The sequence below is a fragment of the Aminobacter sp. MDW-2 genome (assembly GCF_014250155.1).
GTDB lineage: Bacteria > Pseudomonadota > Alphaproteobacteria > Rhizobiales > Rhizobiaceae > Aminobacter > Aminobacter ciceronei.
This window is the reverse complement of sequence record NZ_CP060200.1, coordinates 1-11,966: the sequence shown is the minus strand read 5'-3', so window position 1 is coordinate 11,966 and position 11,966 is coordinate 1. Positions and strand designations below refer to the sequence as shown.

The 11,966-nt window shown below is 61.4% G+C and carries 12 protein-coding genes; 5 read left to right on the top strand and 7 right to left on the bottom strand.

Features of this window, described 5'->3' with window-relative positions:
* Positions 1-205 precede the first annotated feature (205 nt).
* From H5P29_RS31880 to H5P29_RS31865, 4 genes are all read left to right on the top strand, one after another.
* The gene (locus H5P29_RS31880) at positions 206-454 is read left to right on the top strand and encodes a TraC family protein (protein WP_154386583.1); all 249 of its coding nucleotides are present in this window, start codon (positions 206-208) and stop codon (positions 452-454) included.
* Positions 447-737, top strand: a complete 291-nt coding sequence (gene traD, locus H5P29_RS31875) for a conjugal transfer protein TraD (RefSeq protein ID WP_154386584.1) — start codon at positions 447-449, stop codon at positions 735-737. Before H5P29_RS31880 ends, traD begins: the two co-directional genes overlap by 8 nt.
* Complete coding sequence (gene traG, locus H5P29_RS31870) at positions 658-2,589, top strand: Ti-type conjugative transfer system protein TraG (protein ID WP_154386585.1); 1,932 nt, start codon at positions 658-660, stop codon at positions 2,587-2,589. Before traD ends, traG begins: the two co-directional genes overlap by 80 nt.
* 493 nt (positions 2,590-3,082) lie before the next feature.
* A complete protein-coding gene (locus H5P29_RS31865) occupies positions 3,083-5,113 on the top strand; it encodes a DEAD/DEAH box helicase (RefSeq protein ID WP_154386586.1) in 2,031 nt (676 codons plus the stop codon).
* Positions 5,114-5,684: 571 nt separating this feature from the next.
* Here the strand turns inward: H5P29_RS31865 and H5P29_RS31860 are convergent.
* The 6 genes from H5P29_RS31860 to H5P29_RS31835 all read right to left on the bottom strand — a co-directional run bounded on the left by H5P29_RS31860 (position 5,685) and on the right by H5P29_RS31835 (position 10,590).
* A complete protein-coding gene (locus H5P29_RS31860; protein WP_154386587.1) occupies positions 5,685-6,548 on the bottom strand; it encodes an exonuclease domain-containing protein in 864 nt (287 codons plus the stop codon).
* A 277-nt stretch (positions 6,549-6,825) separates the two neighbouring features.
* Positions 6,826-8,211, bottom strand: coding sequence for a Fic family protein (locus H5P29_RS31855; protein WP_154386588.1), 1,386 nt, complete (start codon positions 8,209-8,211; stop codon positions 6,826-6,828).
* A complete protein-coding gene (locus H5P29_RS31850) occupies positions 8,211-8,501 on the bottom strand; it encodes a hypothetical protein (protein WP_154386589.1) in 291 nt (96 codons plus the stop codon). The genes H5P29_RS31855 and H5P29_RS31850 overlap by 1 nt, the downstream gene beginning before the upstream one ends.
* Positions 8,502-8,659: 158 nt before the next feature.
* The gene (locus H5P29_RS31845) at positions 8,660-8,854 is read right to left on the bottom strand and encodes a hypothetical protein (protein WP_185910478.1); all 195 of its coding nucleotides are present in this window, start codon (positions 8,852-8,854) and stop codon (positions 8,660-8,662) included.
* Positions 8,855-8,935: 81 nt separating this feature from the next.
* Positions 8,936-9,247: a DUF736 domain-containing protein gene (locus H5P29_RS31840; protein ID WP_154386590.1), complete on the bottom strand. Its 312-nt coding sequence runs from the start codon at positions 9,245-9,247 to the stop codon at positions 8,936-8,938.
* 419 nt (positions 9,248-9,666) lie between these two features.
* Positions 9,667-10,590, bottom strand: coding sequence for an ArdC family protein (locus H5P29_RS31835; protein ID WP_154386610.1), 924 nt, complete (start codon positions 10,588-10,590; stop codon positions 9,667-9,669).
* A 387-nt stretch (positions 10,591-10,977) separates the two neighbouring features.
* Between H5P29_RS31835 and H5P29_RS31830 the strand changes: the two genes are divergently transcribed.
* Positions 10,978-11,301 carry a WGR domain-containing protein gene (locus H5P29_RS31830; protein WP_154386591.1) on the top strand — a complete coding sequence of 108 codons (324 nt, stop codon included), beginning with the start codon at positions 10,978-10,980 and terminating at the stop codon, positions 11,299-11,301.
* Positions 11,302-11,378: 77 nt separating this feature from the next.
* Here the strand turns inward: H5P29_RS31830 and H5P29_RS31825 are convergent, their stop codons facing one another.
* Positions 11,379-11,966: a hypothetical protein gene (locus H5P29_RS31825; RefSeq protein WP_154386592.1), complete on the bottom strand. Its 588-nt coding sequence runs from the start codon at positions 11,964-11,966 to the stop codon at positions 11,379-11,381.

Sequence of the window (11,966 nt, the reverse complement as noted above, 5' to 3'; positions counted from 1 at the left end):
CGAGCGCGGCCCATCCAGGGCCGGACGCGGGAACGTTGCTAGCAACGTATTACTGCGCCCTTGGACCGTTCTTCCGAACGGCGGGATTCTTCCCGCAATGCATAGGCTTCGCCTACCTGTGGTTTTTCGCAGGGTGCGCTGCGCGCACGTCAAATGCGATTCTCCGCATCGCAATGACCATCTACGAAACCGGAGAACCCCGCCGATGAGACGACCCTCTTCCCGTATCCGCGAGGAAATCGAACGCCTACAGGAGCAGCTGAAGCTTGCCGAAACCAAGGAGGCCGAACGCATCGGCCGGCTCGCGCTGAAGGCCGGATTAGGCGAAGTGAACGCATCCGACACAGAGCTGGTCACAGGCTTCGAAGAGATGGCAAAGCGATTTCAAGCGGGGACGAAACAGAAGACCTCCGGGCCGGCTGCTCGCTCTCAAACGGGCGCTCCTGATGCATGAGCGCCGCTACCGGGCGTCACAAACGGAAGCCCGGAAGAAGGATGCGCGCGAGAAGATCCAGCTCGGCGGTCTCGTCGTGAAGGCGGGACTTCGCAGTGCGGATCGCGCCGTCATTCTCGGCGCCCTCATCGATGCGGCTGCGCGGCTCAGCGACGCAACCGAGCGCGCTCGATTGGCCGCAATCGGAAAGGCGATATTCGATAATGACAGCGAAGAAACTGATGCTGCTGACCGCACCGGCGATGATGATGTTGGGAGCCGTTCTGGGGCTCCAGGGGATTGAGTCCTGGCTCGCCGCTTTCGGCACTTCGCCGGAAAGCTACCAGACCCTCGGGCGCGGCGGCCTTGTCGTCCCCTACGCCGCCGCGGCCGCGATCGGCGTCATTTTCCTCTTTGCCGCCAAGGGCTCACTTGCCATTCAGTCGGCCGGCCTCGGCGTCCTGATCGGCGGGGTTGCCGCCGCCGCGTTCGCCGCCATTTCGGAGACGCTACGCCTGTCCGATTTCGCCAGCCAGGTGCCGCAAGGAACGCTGTTTTCCTTACTTGACCTTTACACTATCGGCGGCGCGGCGACGGCCTTCGTCGCCGGCATGTTCGGATTGCGGGTTGCGCTGCGCGGCAATGCCGTCTTTGGCGCGACGGGTCCGAAACGGCTCTCCGGCCGTCGCGCCATCCATGGCGATAGCCATTGGATGGACAGCGCCACAATCGCAGGACTCTTTCCCGAAAGCGGTGGCATCGTCATCGGTGAGCGCTATCGCGTCGACGAGGATTCCGTCGCCGGCGTCAACTTCGATCCGCGCCGCAAGGAGACGTGGGGCAAGGGCGGAAAATCACCGCTCGTCTGCTTCGACTGCGGATTTGGCTCGACGCACGGCATCGTCTTTGCTGGTTCCGGCGGTTACAAGACCACCTCCGTGGTCGTGCCGACGGCGCTCAAGTTCAAGGGCTCGATGATCATCCTCGATCCCTCGACCGAGATTGCGCCGATGGTCGCCGCCCATCGCGAAGCGCATGGTCAGGACGTGCTCATTCTCGATCCGAAACGACCCGACATCGGGTTCAACGTGCTCGACTGGATCGGCCGCTTCGGCAATGCGCCGGAGGAAGACATTGCCTCCGTGGCGGCGTGGCTGATGTCGGAAAAACCACGCGTCACCTCCGGCGCCGACGATTTCTTCCGCGTCTCGGCCGAACAGCTCATCACCGGCGTCATCGCCGACGTGATGCTGTCCGATCCGGACGATACCAAGCGCGAACGATCGCTGCGCATCGTCCGCGCGCGACTGGCCGAGCCGGAAGAAACGCTCAAGGAAAAGCTCGCCGATCTTTATCAAAGCTCGACCTCCCGGTTCGTCAAAGAGGTCATCGCCCCCTTCATCAACATGACGCCGCAAACCTTCTCCGGCGTCTATGCGACCGCCGCCAAGGAGACGCACTGGCTCTCCTACGACAGCTACGCGGCCATCGTGTCGGGCAACACTTTCAGGACGGACGACATCGCCAATGGGCGCACGACGGTGTTCATCAATGTCGATCTGTCTACCTTGGAAAATCACCCCGGTATGGCTCGCGTCGTCATCGGAGCGTTCCTCAAGGCGATCTACAATCGCAATGGCGATCTCGAAGAGCGCGCCCTGTTCCTGCTCGATGAGGCCGCCCGCCTCGGCTACATGCGCATCGTCGAAACCGCCCGCGACGCCGGCCGCAAATATGGCATCACACTCCTGATGCTGTTCCAGTCGCTCGGGCAGATGCGGGAGGCCTTTGGTGGGCGCGACGCGACCAGCAAATGGTTCGAGTCCGCTTCCTGGGTGTCGTTCTCGGCGATCAATGATCCGGAAACGGCGAAGTACATTTCCGAGCGCTGCGGGATGACCACGGTAGAGGTGAACCACGTCAGCCGCACCTCGCGCGACATGGGTTCGTCCCGCACCCGCTCCCAACAGCTCTCGCAACGCCCGCTGATCCTGCCGCATGAAGTCACCCAGATGCGCGCCGATGAGCAGATCATCCTCACCGGCGGTAATCCGCCGCTACGTTGCGGTCGCGCCATCTACTTCCGCCGTCCGGAAATGGCGGCGCTCGTCGGCAAGAGCAATTTCCAACCGAAGACGGGAGCAGCTGGATCCTGAAACGGCAGCCGTCCCGCCCCCGTTTACCACAAGCTCGGGGGCTTCTCTTCGGCGCAATGTGGGAAGCGCGTTCAGCCCCCTCGCCTGCTCCGCTTCGCTTCGCCCCGCCTTGGGCGGGGTGGAAAACAGGGACGGCACGGGACTCTGTGCCTTGGCCGCATGACGGGCGGCTGTTCACGCAACTATTCTCGCTGACGAAGGGGGATCATCATTCAAGCATCACGACAAAAACCGACGTGGCTGGGTCCCGGCAAGGACTCGGATTTCGGCATTCGGACAGTTGCTGACCTTTGTCGAACGGCCAGCAACGTGACCCATGATCCAATGCCACTCATCCGGGGGCTCGAAACCAGGCGTTGGGCACAAGTGGCGCTCCTGCCCAGGCTAAAACCCACTGTGGCGCCTTCAAATGCGGGCGACAACTACCACCGCCGATTTCCTTTGCAATTCTATCTGTCGTTTGCTATCGCTAGATATCAGATTGTGAGGATGTATGACGGATACTGACGGTTGGCTCTCTCTTGAAGAGACCGCGATCTACTTAGGAATGGGCAAGACCGCGCTGTATGCGATGGCGCGCGAGAACCGCATCCCGGCGCGGAAGATCGGCAAGAAATGGATCTTCGAAAAGAGCGGGCTCGACCAGTGGGTACGCACCGCCCGCCCCCTGCAGTCGTTCTTCCTGGACGCTGAATTCGTCATCGACGGGAACGACCACCTCCGCGACCCACAGCGCGAAGGCTATCTGCGCACTTATGAATTCTTCCGGGCGGGAAAGAATAAGGCGATCCTCCAGGTTCCGGTCGGATGCGGCAAGACCGGCCTGGCTTCTCTCCTGCCGTTTGGACTCTCCGAGGGCAGGGTCATTGTTATCGCGCCCAACCTCACCATCAAGGACGGGCTTTACGAAGCGATGGACATCACAAACCGGCAGAAATGCTTCTGGCGGAAAGCGGGTGTGCTCAGCGCTGACCAGATGTTGTCTGGTCCGTTGGCATGTACGCTGGATAGCGGCAACATCTCGATAGCAACAAAGTCCCATATCGTCATCACGAACGTCCATCAGCTCGCGACCAACGTCGATAAGTGGCTGACCCAGTTTCCCGATGACTTTTTCGACATGATCATAGTTGATGAGGCGCACCACAGCGCGGCCGCTAGCTGGCAGAAAGTCATCGAGCGTTTTCCAAACGCCAAGGTCATCCTGCTTACGGCGACCCCATTCCGGGGCGATCGCCAGGAACTCGATGGCGAATTGGTGTTCCGGTATCCATTCCGCAACGCCACCCTGAAAGGCTATATCAAGCGCCTCAAGGCAAGTTACGTCGCTCCGTCGACCATTGAGCTCGGATTTTCCGACGCCGGCGGGCGAACGTACACCTTGGACGAGGTGCTGAAGCTCAAGGAGGAAGAATGGTTCAGCCGCGGCGTGGCGCTTGCTAGGCTGTGCAACAAGCACATCGTCGATAGCAGTTTGCAGAAGCTCGATGAGCTTAGACAAAGCGGGACGCAGCACCAGCTCATCGCAGTCGCGTGCTCCATCAATCATGCGCGGGAAATCCGTTCGCTGTATCAGGAGCGCGGCTTCAACGCCGACGTTATCCATAGCAAGCAGACGGAGGATGAGCAGGCGGCCATTCTTGCGGCACTGCGCAACGGCTCACTCGATTGTATCATCCAGGTGCAGATGCTTGGCGAGGGGTTCGACCATCCCAAATTGAGCGTTGCAGCGATCTTCCGCCCGTTCCGGTCATTGGCGCCCTACATCCAGTTTGTCGGGCGCATAATGCGGGTCGTTGTGCAGAACGATCCGGGTCATCCAGACAATGTCGGCCATATCGTCACCCATCTGGGCATGAACCTCGACGCACGCCTGAAGGAATTCAAGGAGTTCGAGAACGACGACCAGGCGTTCTGGGACAAGGTCATTGGCGGCGACGAACCGGAGGTACCGCAAGGGGTGCTCGACGGTAGCGCGCGGCTTCGTGCGGGCGACCAGGTCGTCGTCCACGGTGAGGTCGTCGATTCCTTGTGGGAAGAAGATTTCACGTCGGTCGAGGACACGCAGATCGTCGCGGACCTACGGGAACGTTTGAAGCTCCTCGGCCTCGACGACAGCAAGGCTGAGGAAATGGTTCGGCTCGCGCAGCAGTCTCCAATGCGAAAGAGGTCGGCCACGGCACCTTTCATGGTCCAGCCACAGCGTGAGTGGGAAGAGGCCAGGAAGCGCATGCAGGAGCAGGCTAAACGCCTCGCAAACGTGTTGCTGAATCATGTTGAGCTTAAACAGACCGGCAATGAGATGGTCTACAAATACAAATCCTTGAAGCTCACCGGCAGGAACAACTACATCTGTGCGCTGATGATGGTGAACAAGGAAATGCAAAAACGCCTGGGCAAAGAGAGGCAGCAGGCGACAACAGAAGAATTCCGTTCTGTCCTCGATAACCTGGACGACCTGCTGCAAGTGCTTGTCAGGCGCGTTCGCAAAGCGAAGGCGGAGTATGACAAAATCGAATCCTAGAGGGCCAACGCCTTCGCTGATTGGAGGCACGAACGGCCGCCCCAAGCGGACTCCCGTCAAACGCCTCAGCAAATGCTATCGCTGCCACGACGACCTCGTCATGGGAACAACCTGCATCGAGATTCCAAAGCTTGGGCAGGCCTATTCGACTGAACGGCGTGTGTGCGATGCGTGCTTCCAACTCATTCTGCGCAAGACAGACGATGACCTTGCCGAGATCAGGAAACTCTCATCCGTAGACGCTTCGGGCTAAATGGAGTCAACCGTTGCCGCGGTATTCCCGCCGACGCCGGTCATACTGACACGCTGCGTATGATCAATCGTGTGAAGCAGGCACAGGCCGGCAGATTCTAAGCGCCGACCAAAGGGGGCGGATATCAGTCGGAACCTGAAGGTCAACACCGAACCGGTCAAAGGTCAGCTTCTGGGCCATTAAACCGCCGAGCTCGTACGCTAAATTTTAGCACCAGCGTGACGCTGCACGGCCGCTCGGGGTGGCGTGCGGTCATTGAACCCCGTCGTCCTCTTCCTCGCCCACGCCGATTCAAGACTTGCGGAAGGCGTGTGCCGTTCAATCTGCAATGAGCGCGCGGAAATCGGATTCAGACATGGCCCGAATAGGAATGCCTTGGCCCGCCAATTCCTCGGCCCTTCTCCACTTGCCGGAACGTTCCCCACGCGCGAAACGATCATCACCCACGACGACCAACGTCGTTTTCTTGGTAACGCTATTTTCCACCTCGCAGCCTGCATAGGCGGCCAAATTGGCCTGTTCTTCCTGCCGCAAATCGAAGCCCCCTGTGAGGACGACAACCTCGCCATACAGCGGTCCATCAATGTTGCCGTCCCGACGTAGGTCGGTTTTTGCGCTTGAATTGCCTAAGATTGGTCTTCGGACCCGTTCTGCCCATCCGGCTACATCTAGTGAGCACTCTAGGCTCGCTCGAATGACAATTTCCGCCACAGCCCGCGCATCTTCGCCAGCGTCATGGTGCAGAAATTCAATGCCTAGATCGGCCGCGACATTCTTCAATCCGTACCCCGTCTTCCCGTACTTTTCCGGCCATGCTCGTCGCACGACTTGCGCACTATCAAGCCAAGTAGTCTCTGCGAAGCTGTGCCCGCACGCGTCGCAAGCGCGACCGACCGCGAAACGGTCATAGGGTGTATGACTAAAGACCGCCCCACACATCAGATGCGCAATCGATCGAGCGATCTCAGAAAACGGCGGAGCTCGATCAATGTCCTCTTCGGTGATCGACAAATTGGCTTGTTGCCACCACCCGAACCGATGATGTGTATTTACGGTCTGCGTAAAAGTCTCGACGATGCGCCCTTCGCGAACAATCACGAAGCCCATTTGGCAGATACTTTCTGGAAAGCTGCTATCCGCTGTTTCTACGTCTAGTGCGACAAAATCTAACCCCACCATCATCTTCGTCCTCCCGCCCTCTGGTGAGGTTTAGCTTAGAGTCCGGCGTCATGGAACGGAATTCCGGTAATCCTCCGCTGTCTTGGTCCGCAAACGGTCGACTTCAGCTGCAGCGCAAAGGTTGGGTTGTGGAGAAACGGCGCATGGCGCTGCCTGCTCGTTCAGATCGAGAAAACGTACGACAGATGTCCCCCACAAGGGGAGGTCCAAAGAGGGCTGAACGACCGCGCTCGGCGGGCCGGCCGGCACAGCTGAATGCCACGTTCCAGACGGCATGGGATTATCGGGTGGGGCCGTGCCTATCGAGAGACCGTAATTGTGCCCTGGTGCACTCCTGAGCCTGGGCTCGGTCGAGCGCCTTCAGTACGCCTGTCGCTTCCTCGAGCCGTTTCTCGTCGACGCCGTGCCTGGTGGCAAGTGGACCGAGATTCTTGCCCGAGCGCAATGCGGCCAGATCATCGCCGAAACGGCGCTCGAATGCGCTCGTGGTCTGCCGCAGCTCGACCTTGAGCTCGGGCGACAGCGCATCACCCCTATCAATCGCGCTCAGGAGCTCGCCGCTTGGCCGCCGGACCTCCACGCTGGCCCGCCGCACCTCATCATGACGCTGCTGCTGCATCGTCTGCCGGATTCCGTACACGATCTTGAGGTAACTCTCGGCGATCCCGCGAAGCGTGCGCTTTGCAGCGATCGCTTGCCGGTGTGCCTCCCGCTCCTGCCGGCTCGCAAGAATAGCGTCCCTTCCGGCAAGCGGCCCGAAACGCTCCGGAGCATCCCGCAACTCCGAAATCACCTGCCGATTGCCGATCTCGCCCTCAAGAGCGGCATTCCGGATAATTTCCACCACCGGCCCGTGGTCGGCAAATACCGCCTTTGCCGTGGTGATAAGGCGTTTCATAGCCTCGGTGGCGCTTTCGGAAGCGGCAATCCGTTCTTGCAGCTCGGCCTTGAGAACTTCCGGGGCAAGGGTACGGCCGGGAAGCAGTACAGCCCGCTCCGACTGTCCAATGTCAGTGCGGCTTTGGTTCCCCATGCGCGCCTGGCTCTGCTCGCGCGCATGTTCGCGTTGGCGCGCGTCGGTCAGGATGCGTGTCAGATAATGAGTTTCGCCATGGGTGCCGACCACCAGCGCATGGCGGACATATTCAGCATTGGTACGGATCAACTCACGGTCGAGCGCGAACCCCTTGGCCGCCGCAAACTGGTGCATGAAGGTCATGGTCGTGCGCGTATTGCCTTCCCGGAACGGATGGACCTTCCAGAGGTCGACAACCATGCCTGCAAATGAGGCCATGTCCTCCGGCCGCGACAGGTCCATGAGACCCGACCAGTCGCGGGCATTGAGTTGCTTCAGGCAGTGTTCGGCCTGGAGACGCGCCAGATGGAACGGCGCGTACTCGACACTGCCGCCGCCCAGTTTCTCCTCGGCCTTGACCATATCGATGCGGCGGATTTCGCCGGCGAACGGATACACCGGCGCGAAGACGCGCCGGTGTATTTCCAGCAGGTGCGCGAGGTCGAATTCGCCCTTGACCGGATTGTCGTAGAGACCCTTCAACGTCTTCAGGGTCTCCCGACGCTCCTTGCTGTCGAGTTTGGCCTGATCCCTGATGTTGAAATGATTGATGAGGACTGTTGTGCCCGGGTAAAGATAGGGGTCACTCATCAAGCGGCACGGGCACGCCTCGCTTCGACATAGGCTTCGCCCAGCTGATCGCAATCCGCTTCGCTCAACCGCCCGGCCTCTTCACACAGGACGAGGAACTGTTCGAACAGGTTCGGCTCATCTCGCGACACGGCCATTGCCGAAAGCGCGGCCTTGTGGCCGTCGGTCAGCATCGCTGCGACGATGGGCTCAAGCGGCTTCGGGTCGAGGGTCTTGATGACCTGTTTGGCAAGCCGCAACGCGTGTGCTCGATCCGCGACAACGGGGCTTTCCATTAGCGTTGCGGTCATGTTTCAGGCTCCTGTAACTTGCTCTTTTGTATAGCCGAAATTCGGCTCGAAAGCCAGTCTCGGCAGTCCTTTCGCCGCTAAGGCTGGCCATTCCATTTGACCGTGGCGTCAAGCAGAAGGCCCCGCTCCGGGGCGGCGAGGGCGTGCAGTGGCGCCGGTCACAGCACCTCTCCGTCGATGCCGAGGGCCTTCAGACGGGCATGGTCCTCGAGCGGCACGACCTCGTAGTCGTCGGACATGAAGCCGTATTCGCCGTTCCAGACGTCGCCGAGTTCGGCCCATGTTCCGTCCGGCCAGACGGCGATGTCCTGAGGATGAAGGGCCTTCGCTTCGGCGCGGTTGGTAGTCGTCATGTATGGTTCCTTTCGGTTGTGGCTGCTCGTCGGTGGAAGGCTGAAGGCCCCGCCTTGCGGCGGAGCCCTCTGGCGGGAGCCTCAGTCCCGGTTCGGTCGGGACCAGATCAGCTGAAGGCCTTCCTCGCTTTCCACCTCAACCAGGGTGGCATAGATCGGAGCGGGGAAGCTCGGATCGTCCAGCTTGACCGAAAGGTAGTCGCGGCCCTCGTTGGAGGTCTTCTGCCAGGCGGCGCCCAGTTCGACGTTGGCTGCCGCGAAGATGCGAAAGTGCGGACCTTTGTCGGAAGGGTTCTCGACGCGGACCAGCTTGGCCTTGACGTTGAGGTTGAGGGTCTTGATGACGCCGTTGAAGCCGGTGCCGGTGGAGGTGAAGGTGCCGATGGTAGCCATTTGTCTCATTCCTTTGATTTCTCGGGCCGCGACCGCCGCGACCTCGATGGCGGTCGACAGACCGGAGGCGATCGACCGGCACCCAACGGGCCGGAACGTCAGTGGAGGGCGGCAGGATGAGACTTTCTTGATCCGCGCGGAATGGCGGCGAAGCCGTCAGGGGAAGAAAGTCGAGACCAGCCGTTGCGGGGATGAGAGCGAGACCGAGCGCAGCGAGATCGGCCTTCGGTCAGACCAGCCACATCGAGGACGCAGTTGGGCGTGCCCGTAGCAGAAACAACCGGAATGAAGACGGACGTCCCTACATCGGCATCACCTTGCGGATCCCCGCGCGGCGAGAGGTGCCATCCCCATCCCGACCTCCCGTCATTGACCGGCCAGCGGCAGAGTTCCCGCACGGCAACGGTCGGGCCCTGGCATCAGGCCGCCTCCGCAATCCTGGCCGCCGGCTGAAGATCGTGCAGGTAGGTCGCTGCGCGTTGAGCGTGCGCGGCGGCCGAGAAAATGAAGCGCTTCTCGTTGGAGAGCACCTCGAGCCAGGACGCGAGGTAACTGGCGTGGTCAGGCCGCGGCTCGAGCTCCGGTACGATGCCGAGATCGGCGCAGAGGAAAACCGCCCCCAGTTCGGCGATCAGCTCCTCGCGACTGCGTTCGCTACGATCCTTGTGGTAGCGGCTGAGATCGCGGTTGACCCGGTGGGCCGGAGCTGTCCAGTGGATGGTCTCGTGCGCCCTGACGGCAACGAAGGATTCCGCGTCGCGGAAGCTCTCGAAGACTGGGAGCTGGATGTGGTCGGACGAGGGCGCGTAGAATGCCTTGGCGCCGCCATAGACGACCCTGGCGCCGGTCGCGTCAAAAAACGCATCAGCGTGGGCGATGCGCGTGACGGGATCGGTCACCGGCGGCGGCGCACCGTAATAGTGGTCCGGCAATCCCTCGATCTGGTCGACGTTGAAGACCGAATAGGCCTTAAGGAACGGGATACCGCGCTCGACCTCATCGCCGCGCTCGTCGGTTTCGGTCTTGGTGAATTGGCTGGCATAGACGACGGTCGAGCCGCTCTCGCCCTTGCGGACATGCCCGCCAAGCTCGATCGCTTGCTTGAACGTCATCCAGATGGGCGAAGCGAAGCCGCGTGCGACCGCCTCCGACCAGAGCAGGATGATGTTGATGCCCTGGTAGGGCGTTCCATTATGCCGCAGCGGTCGCGTGATGCGGCCGGCGGTGTTGGCTTCGCTCCAGGGTCTTACCCATGGGCGGACGCCTTTCTCGAGATCCGCGACGATGCGGTCGGTGATCTTCGCGTAGATGTCGACGCGGGGTTTGCTGTCTTTCCTGTTCATCATTCGAACCTCCATTCGAGGCCGCGCCGATCGCGGCCGTCACGAGGTCCGCCCGCGAGAGGACCGCAGGTCCGCGAACCCGGAGGATGAATCGGAAGAATGAGAGAGGTCGCAGCCGGGCCGGAACGGCAGTGGAGGACGGCTTCGCCGTTTCGCGGAACGAGGACCGGAGCAGGACCACCAATCGTGACGGCCGCGATTGCGCCGGCCGCGCCATGCGTCTTCCTGCTTCCCTCCGTCTCCCGGTCCCGCGCAAGCCGGACGCGGGTAAGGCCGCCCTATACCTGCTGAAGTTCCCGCCACCTATCACGGGAATAAATCGATCCCTTCCCAGTGATTCAAACCTGTCATTGGACGACGGATTCCGGCTGCGCGATTCTGCTCAGCATGATCGCGCAGCCATACCATCTCTATGTCGAACGCACAGACCCGGACCGGAGGATGGCGCGGTTCTACGCGCTGTCGATCGAGGAGACCCTGTTCGGCCAGACCCGCCTCGTTCGCCGGTGGGGCCGGATCGGAACACGAGGCCGAACGGTCCAGCATTCGTTCGACAACGAGCTAGATGCGGTCAGCCTATTCCTCGACCTGTTGCGAGCTAAGAGGATGCGAGGCTATCAGCCGAGGCGGGATTCTGTCGAACGGGCCCACACTTCCGGCCGCCATGCCTCGATAAGTCCCTCAACCTCGAGACGATACTCCTCGGGATAGATGGCGTTCGAACGGCGGGCGATCCCAAGGGTGGGAGCCCCCGAGGATGGGCGGAGCCGAAGCTCCGCCCGCGGCCCCTATCCGAGAGCGGCCATCTGCAGGTCGGCGGCCTGCCGGCTGACGGCCTGGCCGGGATTTTCGGCCTGACGCTCGTAGGGCTTCCAGCTCTCGCCGACGATGTGCTCGTAGGCTGCGACCACGCCCTCGGCGGCCATGCGCAGAGCGTGGGCCTGGATACCCATGTCGGCGGCGAACTCACGCTTGCGCTGGGCGGCGCTGTCGAACCCGACCGGGCCGTCGCGATCCTCATCGCGCATGTCGTTGGCGAGCCGGGCGGTCGCGTCCTTGGCCTCGGTGACAGCCTTGGAATAGAACTGCCCCGCCCCGTAGGCAGACCCGACATGGGAACCGACGATCCGCTGGAGATGGATCTGCATGGCCTTCTCGGAAAGGCCGTCGGAGAGGGTGTCGGCGCTTTCGATCAGGGTGCGCTCGTGGAAGTCCCGGATACCGTCGCTGTCGAGGACAGCGAGCCCGAAGCTCTCGGAGATGAGTGCGGCCTGGTTGGCATCCGGGCAGCACAGGCGCACCATTTCGAGGGTGGTGCCCTTGCGGAGTTGGACGACGCGAGCCTTGGTCTTGGTGGAGCGGGTTGAACTGGACAT